We start from the raw sequence: 23,039 nt of genomic DNA on the forward strand, positions 1-23,039 counted from the left end.
TCCATGAAAGACCTCACGGGGAAGGTGGCCCTGGTCACCGGAGGTTCCAAGGGCGTGGGAAAGGCGATCGCGCGCACCCTCGCGGCCCGCGGCGCCGACATCGTCCTCAACTATTTCCACTCGCACGACCAGGCCAAGCGCACCAGGGACGAACTGGTGGCAACCGGCGCCCGGGTCGAGCTCGCACGGGCCTCGGTGGCCCGGCAGGAGCAGGTCGACCGGATGTTCGCCGAGATCGAGGAGCGCCACGGGCGGCTGGACATCCTGGTCAACAGCGCCGCCAACGGGGCCCTGCTGCCCCTGGCCGAGGTGACCGACGAGGACATCGCCAAGGCCATCGACACCAACTACAAGGGGGGACTGCGCTGCGCCCGCGGCGCGGCCCCGCTGATGGCGCGCACCGGCGGCGGGTCGATCGTCACCGTCTCGGCGCTCGGCGGCTCGCAGATGGTGATGGCCAACTACTCGGCCTGCGCCCCCGCCAAGGCGGCCGCCGAGGCGGCGACCCGCTATCTCGCGGTGGAGTTCGCCCCGCTCGGCATCCGGGTGAACACCGCCTCGGCCGCGATGCTCGAAAGCGATGTCGCGGACAAGTTCCCCCGGGCCCGGGAGATGCAGGAGGTGATCGCCAGGGCGACGCCCTTCGGACGGCTGGGCACCGCCGAGGAGTTCGCCGACGTCGTCGCCTTCCTGGCCTCCGACGCCTCGCGCTGGATCACCGGACAGTTGGTGCTCGCGGACGGGGGACTGACGCTGGGCGCCGCCCTCCTGTCCCCGCCCGCCGCCGGTCCCGTACGGGAAGAGGCCGCACCGGAGCCCGAGCCCATCGTGGCCCAAGTGCCGGAGCCCGAGCCCATCGTGGCCCAAGCGCCCGAGGCCGAGCCCGTCGCGGCGCCCGAGCCCGCACGTCCCCGGGCCGCCGCCGTCGCCGAGGCCGTCACCGAGACCCCGGACACGCCCGGCCCCGACCTGCCCCCCGATGTCCCCGACGACGCGATCGCCGTCGTCGGCATGGGCCTGGCGGTCGCCGGGGCGAACAGCCCCGAGGAGTTCTGGAAGCTCCGTACGGCCGGTGACGAGCTGTTCGTCAAGATCCCCCGGGACCGCTGGCGGCATGAGAACTTCCACGCCGCCGACACCGCCGCCGAGGACAAGGCGTACGCCGACCGCTGCGTCTTCATCACGGACTTCGAGGCCGCCCCCGGCTCCGTCGACAGCATGGCCGACGGCCCGGACGACCATGAGCTGACCACCATGTGGCTGCGCCACAGCCTGGTCCAGGCCCTGGACGGGGTGCGCCACCAGGACACCGACCGCTGCTCCTTCGTCGTCGGCTACACCCCCGACGGCAGCCAGCACCTCGAAGAGGCCGGGGTGCTGGACAGCGTCACCCGGATGACGCACGACATCCTCCGGGACCTGCCGCTGGAGGACGGCGAGCGCACGGCCCTCGGCGGCGACATCGAGGCGGCTCTGGCCCGCCGCTACTGGCGCGCCGGCCAGGACCGCTCGCGCTTTCTGCCGCACCGCGTCGGCGAGCTGGCGATGCGCGGGCTGCTGCCGCCCTCCACCGAGCTGCACATGGTGGACACCGCCTGCTCCTCCTCCCTGTACGCGATCGACATCGCCGCCAAGGGCCTGCTCATGGGCAAGCAGGACATCGCGGTCTGCGGTGGCGCCTTCGCGCTCGCGCCGCGCGGCACCGTGCTCTTCTCCAAGCTCCAGGGGCTCTCCAAGCGCGGTGAGGTGCACGCGCTGGACGAGGACGCGGACGGGGTGATCTTCGCCGACGGCGCCGCGCTGGTCGTCCTCAAGCGGCTGAGCCGGGCGCGGGCCGACGGGGACGAGGTGCTCGGGGTGCTCCGGGCGTTCGGCTCGTCCTCCGACGGCAAGGGCAAGGCCATCTACGCGCCCAACGCCGCCGGTCAGAGCCTGGCCGTGCGGCGCGCCCTGGAGGCGGGCGAGGTCGAGGGCAACGCGGTGAGCTGGGTCAACGCCCACGCCACCGGCACCCCGGCCGGTGACCTCGCCGAGTTCACCACGCTGCGGGAGTACTACGGCACCGCCGGACCGGCCGCGGTCACCTCCAACAAGTCCCTGATCGGCCACACCGGCTGGGCGGCGGGCGTGGTCTCGCTCATCGAGAACCTGCTGGGCCTGGCCGAGCACACCATCCCCGGTCAGTTCCGCTTCTCCCGGCCCCGCGAGGACTTCCGGCTCGCCGAGACCGGACTGGAGATCACCCCCGAGCACAAGGAGTGGCCGGGGAAGCCGGACGGCCCCCGGCTGGCCGCCGTGTCCGGGTTCGGCTTCGGCGGCACCAACGCCCATCTGATCGTCTCCGAGCACCGGCCGCGCCCCGCCGCCGCGAACGCCACCACCACCGACCGGGCCCCCGCGACCGTCACCAAGGTCCCCGACCCCGGCAGCCGGGTGGCGATCGTCGGCTGGTCGGCCCATCTGCCGGGGCTGGCGGGCCGCGAGGAGGTCACCCGCTGGCTGGGCGGCGGTCCTCGCCCCGGCGACAGCTTCGGCGAGCAGTATCCGGCGCCGCCGTTCAACAAGGTGCGGCTGCCTCCCAAGACCATCCGGGCCCTGGACCGCTGCCAGCTCATGATCGTGGAGTGCGCCCATCAACTCCGCGACCAGATACCGGACTTCTGGCAGGAGCGGGCGCTCAAGACCGGGGTGTTCGTCGGCCATATGGGCCCGACCCGCGCCGCGATGCTCTACGCCAACCGCTGCTATCTCGACGACATCGCCGAGGCGATCGGCGAGTTGGACTCCGATGCCCTGCCGGGTGTTCTGGAGCGGCTCGGCGACCGGGTACGCGACATGATCCCGGCCTCCAACGAGGACTCCTTCCCCGGCCAGATGCCCAACATCATCTCGGCCCGGGTGGCGAACTACTTCGACCTCAACGGCCCGAACATGACGATGGACTCCGGCTTCGCCTCCGCCGTCTCCTCCATCACCTCCGCGGGCCGCTATCTGCGCACCGGGGAGCTCGACTTCGCGCTCGCGGGCGGGATCAACGGCAACAGCCTCCCGGAGTACCGCACGCTGATCGGCGAGCTGCTGCCGCCGGAGGCCGAGGAACTCGCCGAAGGCGCCTTCCTGTTCGCCCTGACCACCGAGGAGCGGGCCCGCGCCGCGGGGCTCGAGGTGCTCGCGTACGTGGACGAGCCGCTCGGTGCCGTCGAGGCGGGACGCGGCGAGGCCGCCCCGGACGAGATCCTGCTGTGCGGCGCGCCCGCCCCCGAGCACGCCCGCTATCTTGGCGCGGCCGGCGGGCTCGCCGTCCTCAAGGCGCTGCACCGGCCCGCGGGCAGTGTGGAGATCGCCACCGACGAGAGCGAGGGCGCCGCCGGGGCCCGGCTCCGGCTGACCATCCCGGGGACCGGTGCGGACGCCGGGCCCGGGCCCGCCGAGGCGGCCCCGGCCGCGCTGCCCGCCGCGTTCGCCACCGACGGACGGCTCGCGGACGGCACCCCCGTACGGGTCCGCCGCCAGGTGCCCGTGCTGACCGAGCTGCCCGCGCGCACCGTGCGCGAGCGCACCCCGTTCCTCCCCGCGGGCGCGGTGGTGCTCACCGACGCGCCCGAGCTGCTCACCGGTGCCGTGCCGCCGGAGGCGGACCTCACCGTCCTGTCCACGGCGCCGCTCGGGGCCCCGCGCCCCGGCTGGCACCATCTGCCCGAGGTCACCGAGGAGTCGGTCCGCCGGGCCCTTGCCGGTGCGGGCCCCGGGACCATCCACCTCAGGGTGGTCGCCGACCTCGGCCGGGCGCCCACTAACGGCCCCGCACTCCGCCTCACCGCCCTGCACGATGCCGCCTATCTGACCCTCCAGCACGTCTACGACGACCTGGGCGACCCCGGCTCCTCGGCGGTGGCGCTGCTGCTGGGCGCCGCGCCCGGCGGCACCCCGCATCCGTACACCGGGCTCTTCACCGGGCTGTGGAAGACCGCGGCCCTGGAGCGTGACGCCTGCCTCGCCTTCACGCTGTGCACCTCCGCCACCGGCCTCACCGAGGCGATGGACCTGGCCGAGGAGGAGAGCGCGGCCGAGCGGGTCTTCCCCGCGGTGTTCGACATCGACGGCGTACGGAGGACGTATCTGCTCTGCGACGAGCCGGGCGCCCCGGGCGAGGAAGCGCGGGCCGTGCTCGGCCCGGACTCCGTCGTGGTGGTCGCCGGGGGCGCCCGGGGTATCACCGCCGAGGTGGTCAAGGCGGTCGCCGAGCACTTCCGGCCCCGGATCTACGTCCTGGGCAGCAACTCCCTGGACGACTGGCCGCCGGAGACCTATGAGGGCACCGACGAGGAGTTCGCCGCCCGCCGCGCGGGCTACATCAAGACGGAGATCGCCCGGCGCGACGGCCGCACCGTCGCCGACATCAACCGCGCCTTCGACCGCATGGTCAACGCCCGCTGGGCGCGCCGGAACCTGGACGAGATGGCCGCCCACAGCGGTCCCGGCCGGGTCACCTACCTCGCCTGCGACATGCGCGACGGCGACGCGGTGGACGGGGCGATCGGCCGGGTCCTGGCCGAGCAGGGGCGGATCGACCTGCTGGTCAACGCCGCCGGGCTCCAGCGCTCGGGGCTGATCAAGGACAAGAGCTTCGCCGAGTTCACCGCCATCCGCGATCTGAAGCTGGACTCCTACCTCCACCTCAAGCGCGCCCTGCGCACCGCGCCGCCCCGGCTGTGGTGCAACTTCGGCTCGCTGCTGGGGTACTTCGGACAGCTCGGCGAGGCCGACTACGCGGCGGCCAACGACTTCCTGGCCGCCGCCGCGACCCACACCCGGGCCACCGATGCGCGGACGGAGGAGTTCACCATCGGCTGGACGCTGTGGGAGGGCGTCGGCATGGGCGCCAACGAGCTGACGAAGGCGTACTACGAACGCGCCGGGTCGTACAGCAACATGGCCGTCGCCGAGGGCATCCACCACTTCGTCCAGGAACTGCACGCCCCCGTGCGGCGCCCCTCCGTCGTCCACCTCGGCGACGCCGAGCGCGCCACCGTCGAGCGCTTCTACCCCGGCTATCTGGCCACCACGGGCGAGGCGGAGCGGCCCGGGTTCTTCCTGCGCCGGCTGCTGGAGTCCGATGAGCGGTCGCTGGTCTACGAGTGCCCCTTCGACCTTGCGACCGACGGCTATCTGGAACACCACACGGTGCGCGGCGAGGCCACCCTGCCCGGCACGTTCGTCACCGAACTGGCCGCCGAGGCCGCCCGCGCCCTGGTCCCCGGCAAGCGGGTGATCGCCTTCGAGGATCTGCGCTTCGAGCACTTCCTGCGGGTTTACCGCGACCTCCCGGCCGGTCCGCGGCGCATCCGCGCCGAATTGGTCGACAGCCCCGGGGAGGTGACCGTCGTCCAGGTGCGGATCACCGAGGACGTGGTCGCGCCCAGCGGAGTGGTCCTGGTCAAGGACCGGGTCCACTTCCTGGCCCGGGTGCTGCTCGACACCGAGGCGCCCACCGCGCCGCGCTGGGAGGAGTGGCCGGTGGGGGAGGAGACCCCGGTCCCCGACCCGTACCACCAGCCCGGCTCCCCGGTGCGGCTGACCGGCCCGTTCGTCTCCACCACCGACACCCGGATCCACCCCCGGGGCAAGCGCGCCCGCTACGCGCCCGACATCCCGGCCGGCGATCCGGTGTGGTCCCGGTTCACCGTGCCGTCCATCCTGCTCGACGGGCTGGCCCGGGTGGGGGTGCTGGAGCTGCTCGACGGGCATCTGGTGCCGGTGGCCGCACCGCTGTCGATCCGCCGGATCGATCTGTACGAGGAGATCAGCGACCACGATCTGGCCGCCTCCGGCGAGCCCGTCGACCTCTTCGTCACCCCGCCCGGCTTCGATCTGACGGCCGACGCCATCAGCAACCGCTTCGTCGCGGTGCGGCCCGACGGCCGGATGCTCCTCCAGATGAAGGACATGCGGGCCACCCTCATCGGCTATATCGACGCCGAGACCGGCGAGGCCGTCCCCGTCGAACAGGCGTCGGCGGGGGAGGACCGGACATGACCGTGGCGAAGGACGGCGCGCCGGTCCAGCCGGTGACCCGGATGGTGTGGCGGCTCACCGAGCTGCCGCGCCCCGCCGGGCCGCACCCCCGGCTCGCCGGGATGCGGGTGCTGCTGATCGGCGGCGAGGAGGACATCGCCGCCGGTGTGGAGCGCGAACTGAAGGAACACGGCGCGCTGGTGCGCCGGGAGCCGGACGGCCCCGGCCCGGTGGACGCCATCGTCGACCTCACCGTGGGCCGGGCCCACGACCCGGACCCCGCCGCCTTCGCCGGGGCCTGGCGTCAGGCGCTGACCGGGACCGTGACCGCGCTGCGCGGCGTCTACGACGACTGGGCGGCCGAGACGGCCGCGGACCGGCTGTTCTATCTCGCCGTCAGCTACCTCGGCGGCGGGATGGGCCGGCATCCGCGGGACGGTCTGGAGCAGCCCCTGGGCGGCATCTGGGCGGGGCTCGCCAAGAGCCTGCACCGGGAGTTCCCCAATGTGAACGCCCGCGTCGTCGACATCGACCTGGCCGCCTCCGCCGACCTGCCCGGCATCGTCGCCGCCGAGCTGGGCCGCACCGGCGAGATCGAGGTCGGCCACCGGGACGGCCGCCGGTTCACCCTCACCCCCGAGGACCGGCCCGTGGCCCCGCCCGCCCTCACCCTCGGCCCCGAGGACACCGTGCTGATCTCCGGCGGCGGCCGGGGCATCGGCTGGGAGCTGGCCCGCTCACTGGCCGCCCGGCACGGCGTACGGGTCGTGGTCACCGGCCGGGAGCCGTTCCCGAGCGGGGACGAGCCCTGGTTCGGCGTGGACGAGGCCGGGTGGAAGCGGTACGAGAAGGAGGTCTGGGCGGGCCGTACGAAGGGCGAGTCGCCCGCGAGGACCCGGGCCCGGCTCGCCCGCACCCACCGGCTGTGGGAGCTGGCCACCCATCTGACCCGCGCCCGGCGGGAGGGGCTGCGCATCGAGTACGCGCGCTGCGACTTCACCGACCGCGCCCAGGTGCGCGAGCTCATCCGGCGCGAGGACGCGCTGGAGGGCGGCAGGCTCGCCGGAGTGGTGCACAACGCCGGAGTGGACACCTCCGCCCGGCTGCCGAAGAAGACCGACGAGGAGATCCTGCGCACCGTCGAGGTCAAGATCGAGGGCTTCCTCAATGTCTTCGAGGAGGTGCGCGGGCGCGACCTGAAGTTCTTTTGCAGCGTCGGCTCCCTCACCGGACGGCTCGGCGGCATGGTCGGCCAGCTCGAATACGCCGCGGCCAACGACGGGCTGGCCCGGCTCGGCCAGTGGGCCGCCCGCCGGGCCGCGTTCCCCGTGATGACCCTCGCCTGGCCCACCTGGGACCGCATCGGCCTGATCGCCAACTTCGCCGCCACCCTGCGCTACATGGCCGCGATCGACGTGGCGGACGGGCTGGAGCGCTGGCGGGCCGAACTGCTGGGGGCCTCCGAGGGCGAGGTCACCTTCGTCGGGCCACTCGGCCAGGCCATCGACCCGGGCCAGGCCATCGGCTATCCGGTGGTGCCCGCGCTGCCCGGTTTCGCCACCGCCTATCCGAAGATCTTCCACCTCGGCGAGGTGACCGCCTACCAGCCGCACGCCCGGATGACGGCACGCGTCGTCCTCGATCCCGAACACACCCCCGCGCTCGGCGACTTCCGCATCGACGGCGCCCCGGCGCTGCCGCTCTCCCTCCTGCTGGAGAACGCCGTGCGGGCCGCCGAATGGATCGTCCCGGAGGACTTCCCGGCGCTCACGGCCGGTGTTCCGGAGGAGATCGTGGTGCCGCTGTCGCTGCTGCGCCTGGACGGCCCCGCGATCCGGCTGGTCCGTGAGACCCGCGGCTTCCACGAGGGGCACAACTGGATCGTCGAGGTCCGCTACCGCCGCGAGGGGGCCGTAGGCGGCCCCGAGGCGAGCCTGCGCATCGTCCACGAGACCGGCGGGCCACGGCCGCCCGCCCCGCCGAGCCCCACCGCCCGGCAGACCACCACCCTCCGCTCCGGGCCGCCGTTCCTGCACTGGCGCGGCGCCGTGGTGCCGCTGTGCGCATGGGGAGCGGGGCCGGAGGGCCGGCCGGTGGCCGAGGTGCCGCGCTGCCTGCCGGCCGACCTGTGGGCGACGCCCCTCGTACCCGGGACGGCGCTGCCGGTCGCCGCGCTGGAGAACGTGGTGCGGCGGTGCACCACCCAGGGCGACGGCCTCTCGGTCACCGCCGACCCACTGATCCTCGGCCGCATCACACCGCACTCCGCCGAGCGCGGACCCACCCGAGTCGAGGGCGATCCCTCGCTCGGCGTCTGGCGGATCACCGACACAGACTCCGGAGACCCCGTGGCGACCGTCTCGGGACTCTCCGGCCCGCTGGGAAACACCACGCGATAGAAAGGGAACCGCATGTCCACTCCCGAACAGAACAAGGCCGTCCTCGAGCGCTACTACGAGCAGTGCCTCAACAAGGGCAATCTGGACGTCATCTACGAGGGCGCCACCGAGGACCACATCAGCCACGGCACCGCCGAGAACGGCAAGGAAGGCGTGGAGCACCTGAAGGAGTGGGTGCGGCTCCAGCGCGCCTCCTTCCCCGACCTCCAGGTCACCGTGGACGACTGGATCCTGGACGGGAACAAGGTCGTCAGCCGGTTCACCGCACGCGGCACCCACACCGGCGACGCCTACGCGGGCATCATCCCGGCGCAGGGCCGCGCGCTGGAGATCCCCGGCATCGTCATCGACGAGTTCAACAACGAGGGCAAGATCGTGGAGAGCTGGTTCTCCATGGACAGCTACGACCTCGCCACCCAGCTCGGGGCGTTCGACGCGCCCCCCGCGTGACCGGCCGCTCGCCGGCCCCGGGACCCGGGGCCGGCCTCCCGGTCCTCATCACCGGCTGCTCCTCCGGCATCGGCCGTGCGTGCGCGCTGCGGCTGCACCGGGCCGGGCATGCCGTATACGCCACCGCGCGGCGGCCCGAGACGCTGGACGAGCTGGCGGCGCTCGGCCTCCGCACCCTGGCGCTCGACGTCACCGACGAGGAGTCCATGGCCACCGCCGTCGCCAAGGTCGAGGCGGAGCACGGCGCGGTCGGGGCGCTGATCAACAGCGCCGGCTACGCCATGTCGGGCTGTATCGAGGAAGCCTCCATGGCCGAGGTGCGCGAGCAGTTCGAGACCAATGTGTACGGACTGGTCCGGCTCAGCCAACTGGTGCTGCCCGCGATGCGCGCCCACGGCGGCGGCACCATCGTCAACATCTCCTCCATCTTCGGCCGTTACGCCGTCCCCGGCTCGGGCTTCTACAACGCCACCAAGCACGCCGTGGAGGCGCTCAGCGACTCGCTGCGCAACGAGGTGGCCGACTTCGGGGTGCGGGTCGTCCTCGTCGAGCCGGGCCCGGTGCGCACCACCCGCTTCGGCGCCACCTACGTCGCCAATCTGCGGCCGGTGAGCCGGACGTACGAGACCTTCCGCCGGGAGAGCGCCGAGTACTTCGAGGCGATCTACACCGGCAGCCGCCGGACCCTGGCGGGCACCTTCGCGATCCAGTCCGACGACGTGGCCCGGCGGGTGGCGAAGGTGGTGGCCAAGGGCGCCCGCGGCTCCCGGCCGCGCGCCCGCTACCCCGTCGGACTGCTCGCCCACAGCACGATCGCCCTGCGGCGCCTGGCGCCCGACGCCCTTTTCGACCATCTCTTCGTGCGCCGCCTCTTTCCGGTGCCCCGCGAGCCGCGGCCGCGAAAGCAAGGAGACCACCGATGAGCACAGCGACCTCCGCACCGCGCCTGGCACCCGGCCCCAAGGGCGTCCCGCTGATGGGCAGTCTGGGCCCCTGGAAGCGGAACACCGCCGAATTCCTGCTCGGTCTCCAGCGCGACCACGGCGAGATCGTCCGGATGCGGCTCGGCCCCTTCCTGGTGCACCAGGTGACCGAGCCCGAGGCGGTGCGCCGGGTGCTGGTGGAGAACAACGGCAACTACGTCCGCGGCCCGCTCTACGAGCAGTTCGGCGTGGTGATGGGCAAGGGACTGCTCACCACCGACGGCGAGTTCTGGCGTGCCCACCGGCGGGCGGTGCAGCCGGTGTTCCTGAAGAACGCCATCACCGACATCATCCCCAACATCATCCGGGCCACCGAGGAGATGCTGGAGAGCTGGGAGGCGAAGGCCGCCGCCGGTGAGCCGGTCGACCTGATGACCGACATGCTGCGGCTGACCCTGGTCACCCTCAGCCGCTCGCTGTTCGCCTACGACATCAGGCCGGACTCGGCCATGCTCAAGACGATCGTGGACGATGTGGTGGAGGTGATGTTCCGGCGCGGCACCGCCACCGAGATGCTGCCCTCATGGGTGCCGACGGACCGTCAGCGCAAGATCCTCAGGATCCACCGGGTCTTCGACCGCATCGTGGCCGATGTGCGCCGAAGCTACGCGGAGACGGGGGAGGGGCCGCTGATCGCGCTGATGGAGCAGGCCACCGACCCGGCCACCGGTGAGCCCTGGACCGATCAGCAGATCAAGGACGAGCTGCTCACCGTCTATCTGGCCGGTCATGAGACCACGGCCGTATCCCTGTGCTGGACGCTGCTGTCGATCGCCGGCCACCCCGGCGTCCAGGAGGAGCTGGACGCCGAGATCGCCACGGTGCTCGGGGGCGGGCTGCCGGACGTGGCGAGCGCCGAGTCGCTCACGTACACCAAGATGGTCGTCGACGAGAGCCTGCGGATGCACCCGCCCATCTGGATCTTCCCCAGGGCGGCGGTGGACGCGGACACCCTCGGCGGCTATGACGTCGAACCGGGCTCCTCGGTGCTGCTGTCCCCGCTGGTCTCCCACCACAACCCGCGCCACTGGGACAACCCGCTGGCCTTCGACCCGTACCGGTTCACCCCGCAGGCCATCAAGGAGCGGCCGCGGATGGCGTACCTCCCGTTCGGCTCGGGGCCCCGGCAGTGCGTCGGCAACTTCATGGCGCTGCTGGAGCTGCGCATCATCGTGGCCATGGTGAACCAGCGCTTCCGGATCAGCCGGATCCCGGGGACCGAGCTGAGGTACGGCTCGCCGGTGATCTCGCTGCGGCCGCTGGAGAACGTGATGGTGACGGTGACCCCGCGCGAGCGGAGCACCGCCGCGCCCCGCCCGTCCCGGCGGACCGCCCCCGCCGCCCCCGCCGCCTGCCCCCACCACCCGTAGGCCCCGCCGTCACCCGGATCCGGCCCGATCCACCCGTTGGTGGCCGTACCCGCCCTTTCCCATCCGCCGGAAGGCTGTACGGGTGGTAAAAAATCCGTAAACGCCTTGGGGGAGGGCGAGTTGGGAAGCGCGCCCCTATGGGCGACCGGCCGCCGGCGTGTGCGCCGCGGCCGTCGCGGAGAAGGCGGCGGGCGCGCGCAAGGCGGTGATCATGGACGTGCGCACCCCCTTCAAGTCGCGGTCCGAAGGCGTAAGCGGAAGCTGATTTCGGGGCCGGGCGGGACCCCGTCGCCTTCCCCGATGGCGTGCGGACGATCTCGCCCGGGAAAGCGCGTCAGGAACTTTCGCGGAGTGAACCGCTGATCGAATACGAACCGAACAGGCGTGGTGAGAAACGCGCCCGCACCAGCGGCGGGGAGCCGGGGTGGGAGATCGTTATCGACGGGGCGCGGACGCTTTTCGGGGAAAGCGCGTCCCGTCGTGATGTTGACGGGAAAACAGACCCGGTACGGGAGGACCCGGGGGGCGAGGTCCGCGGGAACCGCCCGGTCCGGGCTTCTCGGAGCCGACCTGGCCGCATCGCGAAAGCCCGTGGCCCGGCTGCCCGGATATGGGAGACAAGGGCGGTATCGCTCTTGAGGTAACCACCCTTGCTTCCGGCGCATCGTATTCGTTATGGACCGGATGGTGTGAGTGGATCTGCCCCGGGTGAACCACGCGGCGGTGATCCCGTGTCACCGCGACATCCTCCGGCTGAGCCGCGGAAACCCCGGACGGCCGAACGCCCCGGCGCCGCCGACCGGAATGCCGTGACCCGTTCTGTCCCGGCGTTCGGGGCTCTCCCGGCGGGCCGAAGTGGAAATCCACGGTGCCGACCGGTCGGTTTTCTCTCCGCTCCTGGTGAAACGGGTGGGGCGGGCCGTTTCCCCGCATCTGCCGAGTCGGGCGAGAACGCAATCCCACCTCCGCTGAGCGCGTTTACCGCAGAGTGGCTCCGAGTGCGGAGACCGGTGATTCCCCGGCCGTCGCGAGAGCACTCCCGCGCCTTCTTCCCGAATGAATGTCCGACGTATGTACGGACGCTCCCCCGTGCCGTCCGCTGACCCGGACGGTGGTCGCTGAGCCAACCGGCGGGGCAACCCCACGGATCTGTGGCAGGGTCGGAGGACTAGCAGTTGAACCAGAGCCACTGTCGCTGCCGCTGTTCACTAAACGGAGGCGCTGTATCGTGTGCGTGTACGCCGGGTTGTCGAGCGGCGCAGCATCAGGGAGGGGGACGCGTGTCGCCAGGGGAAGCGCACGTCGCACCGTACTCACGGCGCGAGCGCCTGCGCATCGCGACCATCCGTGAAATCAAGGACGTCGCCCGGACGCTCCTGGTTCAGGAGGGCCCGGAAAATGTGACCATCCGCGCCATCGCGCGTGAGATGGGCATGACCGCGCCGGCCGTCTACCGCTACTTCAGTAGTCGGGATGCGCTGATCCTTCAGTTGCGTGTGGACATTTTCGAGGAGATGGCCCGCTTCATGCGCGGGGTCCTCGGTCAGCACCCCGAGGAGGAGCCGGGCCGCCGGTGGATCAGCGGCGCCCGCGCGCTGCGCGTCTGGGCGATCAAGCATCCCCATGAGTTCGGGCTCATCCTCGGCCCGTGGGCCCCGGGGCTCGGCCGCGAGGAGACCAAGCCCGAGCGCCATATGAGCTGGGTCTTCGGCTCCGTCTACTCCGATCTGGTCGCCGATCTGTGGCGGGTGCGCGGCTTCCCCGCCCCGGAGGTCGAGGAGCTCGACCCCGGGCTCGCGACCACCCTCACCGCGCTCAGCGAGGACCAGGACGTCGACATGCCCCCCGGCGCCATCGCCGTGATGCTCCGCTGCTGGGTGCGGCTGTACGGGGTGATCTCCATGGAGGCGCTCGGCCATATGTCCTTCGCCCTCTCCGAGGGCCAGCACTTCTTCGAGTTCGAGCTCCGCGATCTGTGCCGGGTGCTGGACATCGCCGAGTTCTACGAAGAGGTCGTCTGAGGCCACGCGATGGCCCCCCGGAGACCGGCCCGGGGGCGTTGGCCGGTCACCCGCCCGGCGCCACGTCGGAGGTCACATAGGGGTATCGCCCCGTACGCCTGTACACCGAGAGGCGTAAGCTGTGGCAATCACCGTCCGGATCATGCCGGAGCCGGCCGTTGTCCCCTGTTCGGGGGCCAGGGGCCGGAGCCCGTTGACAAGACGGAGCGGCGTGTCCGGATCGTGCCGACCCTGGTAACCGGTGTAGAACGGGGGATGTGACGGCATTGGCTAGACGGCCCATCTCCAGCGCTCCCGCGGGGCCCGGTCGCCGGGATCCACGTGGCGTCCTGGGTCTCGCCCGTACGCCTGGCTGTCCACGGTGACCGTCGAGGACGAGCGCAGCGGGTCCCATACCACGTCGAGCAGCCGAAGCGGCGGGCAGGAAGCCGCTCGTGCCGTGCTGGACAAGGCCGCCCACGAGAACTTCCCCGTGGCCCCCTTCTTCCTGCCCCGCGCCTGGCGCACCGATCTGATGGCCGTCTACGGCTACGCCCGGCTGGTCGACGACATCGGCGACGGCGATCTGGCCCCCGGCGGCGCCGACGCCGAGCTGCTCGGACTCGACCGCGACCAGGCGGGCGACGCGCTCGCGATGCTGGACGCCTTCGAGGCCGACCTCCAGCGGGTCTTCCAGCCCTTCGGGGAGCCGCGCCATCCGCTGCTGGCGGCCCTGCGCCCCACCGTCCACCGCCATGGGCTCACCCCCGAGCCCTTCCGCGGCCTGATCGAGGCCAACCGCCAGGACCAGCGTATCCGGCGGTACGCCACCTACCAGGAGCTGCTCGACTACTGCGAGCTGTCCGCCAACCCGGTCGGACGGCTCGTCCTCGGCATCACCGGCACCGCGAGCCCCGAGCGGATCCGCCACTCGGACGCCATCTGCACCGCCCTCCAGATCATCGAGCATCTACAGGACGTGGTCGAGGACCTCCGCAGGGACCGCGTCTATCTGCCCGCCGAGGACATGAAACGCTTCGGTGTGACCGAGGCCGACCTCGCCGCCCTCAGGGGCGGCGTACGGTTGCGCGCCCTGGTCGCGAAGGAGGCGGAACGCGCCGCTGCCCTGCTGAATGAAGGCACCCCCCTGGTGGGTAGCGTCCACGGCAGGCTCAAGGTGCTGCTCGCCGGATTCGTGGCCGGGGGGCGGGCCGCCTTGCGGGCGGTCGCGGCCGCGGGACATGACGTACTCCCTGGACCGCCCAGGCCCACCAAGCTCAGCCTGCTGCGCGAGGTGGGGGCGACACTGCGAAGAGAGGGGTGAGCCGGACCGTGAAGGGATCTCCGCACGCGTCCGCGCCAGTGCTCGCGGCGTACCGCTATTGCGAGGCCGTGACCGGGCACCAGGCCCGCAACTTCGCCTACGGCATCAGGCTGCTGCCGACGGAGAAGCGCCATGCGATGTCGGCGCTGTACGCGTTCTCCCGCCGGGTCGACGACATCGGCGACGGCCCCCTCGACCCGGAGGCCAAGCGGGCCCGGCTGACGGACACCCGTGCCCTGCTGGACCGGATGCGGGGCGGCGGGATCGAGGAGGACGACACCGACCCCGTCGCCGTCGCCCTCGCCCATGCCGCACACCGCTTCCCGATCCCGCTCGACGCACTGGACGAGCTGATCGACGGCGTGCTGATGGACGTGGCCGGGCAGACCTACGAGACCTGGGACGACCTCAAGGTCTACTGCCGCTGTGTGGCGGGCGCCATCGGACGGCTGTCGCTGGGCGTCTTCGGGACCGCCCCCGGCACCGGCCACAGCGAGGACGAGCTGGAGCGCGCCCCGTACTACGCCGACACCCTCGGGCTCGCCCTTCAGCTCACCAACATCCTCCGGGACGTCCGCGAGGACGCCGCCACCGGGCGCACCTATCTGCCCGCCGACGACCTCGCCAAATTCGGCTGCGCCGACGCGTTCCGCGGCTCCACCGCACCGCCCGACGCCGACTTCACCGGCCTGGTCCACTTCGAGGTGCGCCGGGCCAGGGCGCTCTTCGCCGAGGGCTTCCGGCTGCTGCCGCTGCTGGACCGGCGCAGCGGGGCGTGCGTGTCCGCCATGGCGGGCATCTACAGCAGACTCCTGGACCGGATCGCCAAGGATCCCGCGGCCGTCCTGCGCGGCCGCGTCTCGCTGCCGGGACACGAGAAGGCGTATGTGGCGGTGCGCGGGCTGGCCGGTCTTGACGCCCGCGCGGTCGAGCGCCGCGGCACCGGGAGGCCGGTGTGACCCATTCGACCCTGGGCTCGGCCCCGGCCGCCAGACGCGGCGCCGCCGGGCGCAGCGCGCTGGTGATCGGCGGCGGGCTCGCCGGTACGGCGGCGGCGCTCGAGCTGGCCGACGCCGGGCTGCGGGTCACCCTGGTCGAGGGCCGCCCCCGGCTGGGCGGCCTTGCCTTCTCCTTCCACCGCTCCTCCCCGGCCGGCGAGCTGACCGTCGACAACGGCCAGCATGTCCACCTGCGCTGCTGCACCGCCTACCAGTGGTTCCTGGACCGGGTCGGCGCCGCCCGACTCGCCCCGCTCCAGGGCCGGTTGGACATCCCCGTCCTCGACGCCCAGGGGCGCGGCGGGCGGCGGCTCGGCCGGCTGCGCCGCACCGCCCTGCCGGTGCCGCTCCATCTGTCCAGGAGCCTGGCCACCTACCCCCATCTCTCCCTCGCCGAGCGTGCCCAGGTGGGCCGCGCCGCGCTCGCGCTGGGCCGGCTCGACCCCCAGGACCCGGCGCTGGACGGAGTGGACTTCGCCGGCTGGCTGCGCCGCCACGGCCAGTCGCCGCGCGCCGTCGAGGCGCTGTGGGACCTGGTCGGCGTGGCCACGCTCAACGCCACCGCGCCGAACGCCTCGCTGGGCCTTGCCGCGATGGTCTTCAAGACCGGGCTGCTCTCCCGGCCCGACGCCGCCGACATCGGCTGGGCCCGCGCCCCGCTCGGCGAGCTGCACCACACCCACGCCCACCGCGCCCTGGACGCGGCGGGCGTGACGACCGAGCTGCGCACCCGGGTCACCGCCGTCACTCGCACCCCCGAGGGCCGCTGGAGCGTGGCCATGGCCGGGCGGCCGGGGGAGGAGCCACCGGCCGAGGCGGACGTGCTGGTCCTGGCCGTACCGCAGCGCGAGGCGCACGCCCTGCTGCCCGACGGCGCCCTGAAGGACCCCGGCAAGCTGCTGCGCATCGGCACCGCGCCGATCCTCAATCTGCATGTGATCTACGACCGCACCGTGCTGCGCCGCCCGTTCTTCGCCGCGCTCGGCTCCCCCGTCCAGTGGGTCTTCGACCGTACGGACGCCTCGGGGCTCAGGGCCGCGCCCGGGGCCGGGGACAGCCAGTATCTGGCGGTGTCGCAGTCCGCCGCGTACGACGACATCGACCGCCCGGTGGCCGAGCTGCGCGACCGCTATCTGCCCGAGCTGGAGCGGCTGCTTCCGGTCGCCCGCGGGGCAGCGGTGCGCGACTTCTTCGTCACCCGGGAGCGCACCGCCACCTTCGCCCCCGTCCCCGGCGTCGGCCTCCTCCGGCCCTCCGCCCCGACCGACGCGCCCGGCCTCTACCTGGCCGGCGCGTGGACCGCCACCGGCTGGCCCGCGACCATGGAGGGCGCCGTGCGCAGCGGTCTTTCCGCCGCCCGGGCGGCTCTCGGCCATCTCGGCCGCCCGCATGTGAACTCGCTCCCCGCCCCGGGCGGGGAGACGCCCAAGGAGGCGGCATGAGCACCACCACCAAGAACAGAGGAGAGACCGTGACCCCGGCGACCCCCGCTGTCGACACCGCAGGAGTCATGGCGCTGCTGGAGCGCGGCCGCACGCTCGCCACGCCGGTGCTGCGCGCCGCCGTGAACCGGCTGGCCCCGCCCATGGACACCGTCGCCGCCTACCACTTCGGCTGGATCGACGCCGAGGGCAACCCGGCGGAGGGCGATGGCGGCAAGGCCGTACGCCCCGCGCTCGCCCTGCTGTCGGCCGAGGCGGCCGGCGCCGCCCCCGAGGCCGGGGTGCCCGGCGCGGTCGCGGTCGAGCTGGTGCACAACTTCTCGCTGCTCCACGACGACCTGATGGACGGGGACGAGCAGCGCCGCCACCGCGACACCGTCTGGAAGGTGCACGGCCCGGCCCAGGCCATCCTGGTCGGTGACGCCCTGTTCGCCCTGGCCAACGAGATACTGCTGGAGCTCGGCACCGCGGACGCCGGGCGGGCCACCCGCCGGCTCACCGCCGCCACCCGCAAACTCATCGACGGCCAGGCCCAGGACATCTCCTACGAGCACCGCGAGCGGGTCACCGTCGAGGAGTGCCTGGAGATGGAGGGCAACAAGACCGGCGCCCTGCTCGCCTGCGCCGCCTCCATCGGCGCCGTGCTCGGCGGTGCCGACGACCACACCGCCGACACCCTGGAGCGCTACGGCTACCACCTGGGCCTCGCCTTCCAGGCCGTCGACGACCTGCTCGGCATCTGGGGCGACCCGGAGACGACCGGCAAGCGGACCTGGAGCGATCTGCGCCAGCGCAAGAAGTCCCTCCCCGTGGTCGCCGCGCTCGCCGCCGGCGGCCCCGACTCCGAGCGGCTCGCCCAGATCCTCGCCGCCGACGCGCACAAGCCGGAAGAGGAGTTCGCCGACTTCTCGGAGGAGGAGTTCGCCGTCCGCGCCGCGTTGATCGAGGAAGCAGGTGGCCGGGACTGGACCTCCCAGGAGGCCCGCAGACAGCATGCGACCGCCCTGGCGGCGCTGGACTCGGTGGACATGCCCGCCGAGATCCGGGCGCGGTTCGTGGCGCTCGCCGACTTCGTCGTCGTACGAGAGAGATGATCGCCATGGACCGCTAGTTCGCAGTCGCCGGCCGGCACCCAGCCGGGGTGCCGGCCGACGGAAGCCCCAAAGACGGCAGATGACCACACTGCAGAGGGGAAGCCATGACAGCGACACCGACCGTCCAACCCTCCGAGTCATCCGAGTCCAAAACCTTAAGTGTCGCCCGTGACGCGACGGCCCGTGCGGTGGAGCACCTGCTGTCCCGCCAGGACGAGCGGGGTTGGTGGAAGGGCGACCTGGAGACCAACGTCACCATGGACGCCGAGGATCTGATGCTCCGGCAGTTCCTCGGCATCCAGGACCCCGACACCCTCGACGCCGCGGCCCGCTTCCTCCGCTCCCAGCAGGGCGCCGACGGCACCTGGGCCTCCTTCCACGGCGGCCCGCCCGAGCTCTCCACCACCATCGAGGCGTATGTCGCCCTGCGGCTGGCCGGGGACGAGCCCGACGCCCCCCATATGGCCGCCGCCTCCGCCTGGGTGCGCTCCCGCGGCGGCATCGCGGCCGCCAGGGTGTTCACCCGGATCTGGCTGGCGCTCTTCGGCTGGTGGCGCTGGGAGGACCTGCCCGAGCTGCCACCGGAGATCATCTACTTCCCGAAGTGGCTGCCGCTCAACATCTACGACTTCGGCTGCTGGGCCCGGCAGACCATCGTGCCGCTGACCATCGTCTCGGCCAAACGCCCGGTGCGCCCGGCCCCCTTCCCCCTCGACGAGCTCCACACCGACGCCCGCAGACCCAACCCGCCCCACCCACCGGCCCCCATCGCCTCCTGGGACGGCGCCTTCCAGCGGCTGGACCGGGCCCTGCACGCCTACCACAAGGTCGCCTTCCGCCCGCTGCGCCGGGCCGCGCTGCGCTCCTGCGCCCGCTGGATCGTCGAGCGGCAGGAGAACGACGGCTGCTGGGGCGGCATCCAGCCCCCCGCCGTCTACTCCGTCATCGCCCTCCATCTGTGCGGCTACGACCTCGACCACCCGGTGATGCGCGCCGGTCTGGAGTCGCTCGACCGCTTCGCGGTGTGGCGCGAGGATGGCAGCCGGATGATCGAAGCCTGCCAGTCCCCGGTCTGGGACACCTGCCTGGCCGCCATCGCGCTCGCCGACGCCGGGCTCCCCCCGGACCACCCGGCGCTGGTCAAGGCCGCCGACTGGATGCTGGCCGAGCAGATCGACCGGCCCGGCGACTGGTCGGTGCGGCGGCCCGGCCTCCCCTCCGGCGGCTGGGCGTTCGAATTCCACAACGACAACTACCCCGACATCGACGACACCGCCGAGGTCGTCCTGGCGCTGCGCCGGGTCGACCACCCCGAGCCCGAGCGGATCGAGGCGGCCGTGCGGCGCGCCATGCGCTGGACCCTGGGCATGCAGTCCAAGAACGGGGCATGGGGCGCGTTCGACGTCGACAACACCAGCCCGCTCCCCAACAAGCTGCCGTTCTGCGACTTCGGTGAGGTCGTCGACCCTCCGTCGGCCGATGTCACCGCGCATGTGGTCGAGATGCTCGCCCACGAAGGGAGGACGTACGACGCCCGCACCCGGCGCGGTATCGCCTGGCTGCTGTCCGAGCAGGAGCCGAGCGGCGCCTGGTTCGGCCGCTGGGGCACCAACTACGTCTACGGCACCGGCTCCGTCGTCCCCGCCCTGATCGCCGCGGGCGTCCCGGCCTCCCATCCGGCGGTCCGCCGGGCCGTCCGCTGGCTGGAGAGCGTCCAGAACGAGGACGGCGGATGGGGCGAGGACCAGCGCTCCTACCTCGACGCCGAGTGGATGGGCCGGGGCGCCTCCACTGCCTCGCAGACGGCGTGGGCGCTGCTCGCGCTGCTGGCGGCGGGGGAGCGGGACGGCTCGGCCGTCGAGCGCGGGGTCACCTGGCTCGCCGAGACCCAGCGGGAGGACGGCTCCTGGGACGAGCCGTACTTCACCGGCACCGGCTTCCCCTGGGACTTCTCCATCAACTACCACCTGTACCGGCAGGTCTTCCCGGTCACGGCACTCGGCCGGTATGTCCACGGCGAGCCCACCGGGGCGCGACCGCGGAGCGGCTGATGTCCGCCGATCCGGCCCCGGAGGCCGGCGGTGCTCCGCTGCTGATCGCCTGTGCGCTCGGCATCGAGCGGTTCGCCCTGCGCGGCGCCGGGACCGGCGCCGCCGCCGGGCCCGTGTCCGTGCTCCGTACGGGCATGGGGCCGCAGGCCGCCGAGCGCGCCGTGACCCGGGCGCTGACCGGAAGGTCCGGTCAGCCCGGAGAGCCAGAGGTGTGCGGGCAGCCGCGCACCGCCGTCATCGCCACCGGCTTCTGCGCCGGACTGGCCCCCGGCATACACCCCGGGGACATCGTTGTCGCCGACGAGACCCGCGATCCGGCGGGCCGCACCGAATGCACCGGCACCCGGATCCTCGCCGACGCCCTGTCACATCTGATCCCCGGCGGCCCCCGCCGGAGAGTTCACATCGGCCCCGTCGTGGGCTCCGACCATGTGGTGCGCGGTGCGGAACGGGCCGCACTGCACAGCACCGGCGCCATCGCGGTGGACATGGAGTCCGCCGCGACCCTGCGCACCGCGGTAGGCCACGGCGTCCGTCCGGTTGCGGCCGTCCGGGTGGTCGTGGACGCTCCTGAACATGAACTCGTCCGTATCGGCACGCTGCGCGGTGGAATATCAGCTTTCCGGGTACTGCGGACCGTTCTTCCCGCTTTCTTTCACTGGCACCGTTCTTCGCTGCTCCCAGGAGGTGAGCTAGATGGCCATGCCTCTCCGCCAGACCATCCGGGTCGCGACGTATCTTTTTGAACAGAAGATGATCAAGCGGCGGGACAAGTTCCCGCTGATCGTCGAGCTAGAGCCGCTGTTCGCATGCAATCTCAAGTGCGAGGGCTGCGGAAAGATCCAGCATCCGGCAGGGGTCCTCAAGCAGCGCATGCCCGTCGCCCAGGCGGTGGGCGCGGTGCTGGAGTCGGGTGCGCCGATGGTGTCCATCGCGGGCGGCGAGCCCCTGATGCATCCGCACATCGACGAGATCGCACGGCAACTGGTGCAGCGGAAGAAGTACGTCTTCCTGTGCACCAACGCGATGCTGCTGCGGAAGAAGATGCATCTGTTCACCCCCTCCCCGTACTTCGCCTTCGCGGTGCACATCGACGGGCTGCGGGAGCGGCACGACGAATCGGTCGCGAAGGAGGGGGTGTTCGACGAGGCGGTGGAGGCCATCAAGGAGGCCAAGCGGCGCGGCTTCCGGGTCACCACCAATTCCACGTTCTTCAATACCGACACCCCGCAGACCGTCGTCGACGTGCTCGACTTCCTCAATGACGAGCTCGAGGTGGACGAGATGATGATCTCGCCCGCCTACGCCTATGAGAAGGCGCCCGACCAGGAGCACTTCCTGGGCGTCGAGCAGACCCGCGAGCTGTTCCGCAAGGCGTTCGCCGGAGGCAACCGGCGCCGCTGGCGGCTCAACCACAGCCCGCTCTTCCTCGACTTCCTCGAGGGCAAGGCGGACTTCCCGTGCACCGCGTGGGGCATCCCCAACTACTCGCTCTTCGGCTGGCAGCGCCCCTGCTATCTGATGAGCGACGGCTATGTCCCGACCTACCGCGAGTTGGTCGAGGAGACCGACTGGGACAAGTACGGCCGCGGCAAGGACCCGCGCTGCGACAACTGCATGGCCCACTGCGGCTATGAGCCCACCGCGGTGCTGGCGACCATGGGCTCCCTCAAGGAGTCGCTGCGCGCCGCCCGGGAGACCGCCGCCGGAAGCAACGGGTGACGGGATGAGCTCAGCGCAACCGGTCGCACTCGGCCTGCCCGCCATGCCGGGCAGGCCGCTCGCACCACGCCGGGTCTCCCGCCGCCTCCAGGTCGGTCCGGTGGCCGTGGGTGGCGACGCTCCGATCTCGGTTCAGTCGATGACGACGACGGTGACGGCGGACATCGGGGCGACGCTCCAGCAGATCGCGGAGCTGACGGCGTCGGGCTGTCAGATCGTGCGGGTGGCGTGTCCGTCGCAGGATGACGCGGACGCGTTGCCGGTGATCGCGAAGAAGTCGCAGATCCCGGTGATCGCGGACATTCATTTCCAGCCGAAGTATGTGTTCGCGGCGATCGATGCCGGGTGTGCGGCGGTGCGGGTGAATCCGGGGAACATCCGGCAGTTCGACGACAAGGTCAAGGAGATCGCGAGGGCGGCCTCGGACGCGGGTGTGCCGATCCGTATCGGGGTGAACGCGGGGTCGCTGGACAAGCGGCTGCTGGAGAAGTACGGGAAGGCCACGCCGGAGGCGTTGGTGGAGTCGGCGTTGTGGGAGTGCTCGCTGTTCGAGGAGCATGGTTTCCGGGATATCAAGATCTCGGTGAAGCACAACGATCCGGTGGTGATGGTCAATGCCTACCGTCAGCTCGCGGCGCAGTGTGACTATCCGCTGCACCTTGGGGTGACGGAGGCGGGTCCGGCGTTCCAGGGGACGATCAAGTCGGCGGTGGCGTTCGGTGCGCTGCTGAGTGAGGGGATCGGGGACACGATCCGGGTGTCGCTGTCGGCGCCTCCGGCGGAGGAGGTCAAGGTCGGGATCCAGATTCTGGAGTCGTTGAATCTGCGGCAGCGGCGACTGGAGATCGTCTCGTGTCCGTCGTGTGGGCGGGCGCAGGTGGATGTGTACAAGCTGGCGGACGAGGTGACGGCCGGTCTGGAGGGCATGGAGGTTCCGCTGCGCGTGGCGGTCATGGGGTGTGTGGTGAACGGCCCCGGTGAGGCGCGTGAGGCGGACCTGGGTGTCGCTTCGGGCAATGGCAAGGGGCAGATCTTCGTCAAGGGTGAGGTCATCAAGACGGTGCCGGAGTCGAAGATCGTGGAGACCCTGATCGACGAGGCCATGAACATCGCGCGGCGCATGGAAGACGAGGGGGTCCCGTCGGGCACCCCCGACGTCACCGTGGGCTGATACACCGAGGAGGGGAACCG

Annotated in this window: 14 protein-coding genes; all 14 read left to right on the forward strand. The window is 72.0% G+C overall.

Going from position 1 to position 23,039, the window contains the following annotated elements; translation table 11 throughout:
• Positions 1-3 precede the first annotated feature (3 nt).
• Entirely contained in the window at positions 4-6,036 is a 6,033-nt protein-coding gene (locus tag ACK1X7_RS38285) for an SDR family oxidoreductase (protein ID WP_413116356.1), read from the forward strand.
• Positions 6,033-8,414 (forward strand): SDR family NAD(P)-dependent oxidoreductase, encoded by a 2,382-nt coding sequence (locus ACK1X7_RS38290; protein WP_413116357.1) that lies wholly within the window; start codon positions 6,033-6,035, stop codon positions 8,412-8,414. The genes ACK1X7_RS38285 and ACK1X7_RS38290 overlap by 4 nt, the downstream gene beginning before the upstream one ends.
• Positions 8,415-8,426: 12 nt before the next feature.
• Complete coding sequence (locus ACK1X7_RS38295) at positions 8,427-8,864, forward strand: ester cyclase (RefSeq protein WP_385153069.1); 438 nt, start codon at positions 8,427-8,429, stop codon at positions 8,862-8,864.
• Positions 8,861-9,787 carry an SDR family NAD(P)-dependent oxidoreductase gene (locus tag ACK1X7_RS38300; protein WP_385153072.1) on the forward strand — a complete coding sequence of 309 codons (927 nt, stop codon included), beginning with the start codon at positions 8,861-8,863 and terminating at the stop codon, positions 9,785-9,787. The genes ACK1X7_RS38295 and ACK1X7_RS38300 overlap by 4 nt, the downstream gene beginning before the upstream one ends.
• The gene (locus ACK1X7_RS38305) at positions 9,784-11,217 is read left to right on the forward strand and encodes a cytochrome P450 (protein WP_390794453.1); all 1,434 of its coding nucleotides are present in this window, start codon (positions 9,784-9,786) and stop codon (positions 11,215-11,217) included. Before ACK1X7_RS38300 ends, ACK1X7_RS38305 begins: the two co-directional genes overlap by 4 nt.
• Before the next feature lie 1,280 nt (positions 11,218-12,497).
• A complete protein-coding gene (locus ACK1X7_RS38310; RefSeq protein ID WP_014056063.1) occupies positions 12,498-13,238 on the forward strand; it encodes a TetR/AcrR family transcriptional regulator in 741 nt (246 codons plus the stop codon).
• A 439-nt stretch (positions 13,239-13,677) separates the two neighbouring features.
• Entirely contained in the window at positions 13,678-14,541 is an 864-nt protein-coding gene (gene hpnC / locus ACK1X7_RS38315) for a squalene synthase HpnC (protein WP_390794527.1), read from the forward strand.
• On the forward strand, positions 14,538-15,500 hold the full coding sequence (gene hpnD / locus ACK1X7_RS38320) for a presqualene diphosphate synthase HpnD (protein ID WP_382960219.1): 963 nt from the start codon (positions 14,538-14,540) through the stop codon (positions 15,498-15,500). The genes hpnC and hpnD overlap by 4 nt, the downstream gene beginning before the upstream one ends.
• Entirely contained in the window at positions 15,497-16,981 is a 1,485-nt protein-coding gene (hpnE, locus tag ACK1X7_RS38325; RefSeq protein ID WP_385153076.1) for a hydroxysqualene dehydroxylase HpnE, read from the forward strand. The genes hpnD and hpnE overlap by 4 nt, the downstream gene beginning before the upstream one ends.
• Positions 16,978-18,075 (forward strand): polyprenyl synthetase family protein, encoded by a 1,098-nt coding sequence (locus ACK1X7_RS38330; RefSeq protein WP_216345466.1) that lies wholly within the window; start codon positions 16,978-16,980, stop codon positions 18,073-18,075. The genes hpnE and ACK1X7_RS38330 overlap by 4 nt, the downstream gene beginning before the upstream one ends.
• 104 nt (positions 18,076-18,179) lie before the next feature.
• Entirely contained in the window at positions 18,180-20,126 is a 1,947-nt protein-coding gene (gene shc, locus ACK1X7_RS38335) for a squalene--hopene cyclase (RefSeq protein WP_385158050.1), read from the forward strand.
• Positions 20,126-20,872: a 1-hydroxy-2-methyl-2-butenyl 4-diphosphate reductase gene (locus ACK1X7_RS38340; RefSeq protein WP_390794451.1), complete on the forward strand. Its 747-nt coding sequence runs from the start codon at positions 20,126-20,128 to the stop codon at positions 20,870-20,872. The genes shc and ACK1X7_RS38340 overlap by 1 nt, the downstream gene beginning before the upstream one ends.
• Positions 20,823-21,848 carry an adenosyl-hopene transferase HpnH gene (gene hpnH, locus ACK1X7_RS38345; protein WP_385158054.1) on the forward strand — a complete coding sequence of 342 codons (1,026 nt, stop codon included), beginning with the start codon at positions 20,823-20,825 and terminating at the stop codon, positions 21,846-21,848. The genes ACK1X7_RS38340 and hpnH overlap by 50 nt, the downstream gene beginning before the upstream one ends.
• Before the next feature lie 43 nt (positions 21,849-21,891).
• Positions 21,892-23,019: a flavodoxin-dependent (E)-4-hydroxy-3-methylbut-2-enyl-diphosphate synthase gene (gene ispG / locus ACK1X7_RS38350; protein WP_232546110.1), complete on the forward strand. Its 1,128-nt coding sequence runs from the start codon at positions 21,892-21,894 to the stop codon at positions 23,017-23,019.
• The last annotated feature ends 20 nt before the right edge of the window (positions 23,020-23,039 follow it).

It is taken from the genome of Streptomyces sp. CY-1, assembly GCF_047218265.1.
GTDB classification, from domain to species: Bacteria; Actinomycetota; Actinomycetes; order Streptomycetales; family Streptomycetaceae; genus Streptomyces; species Streptomyces niphimycinicus.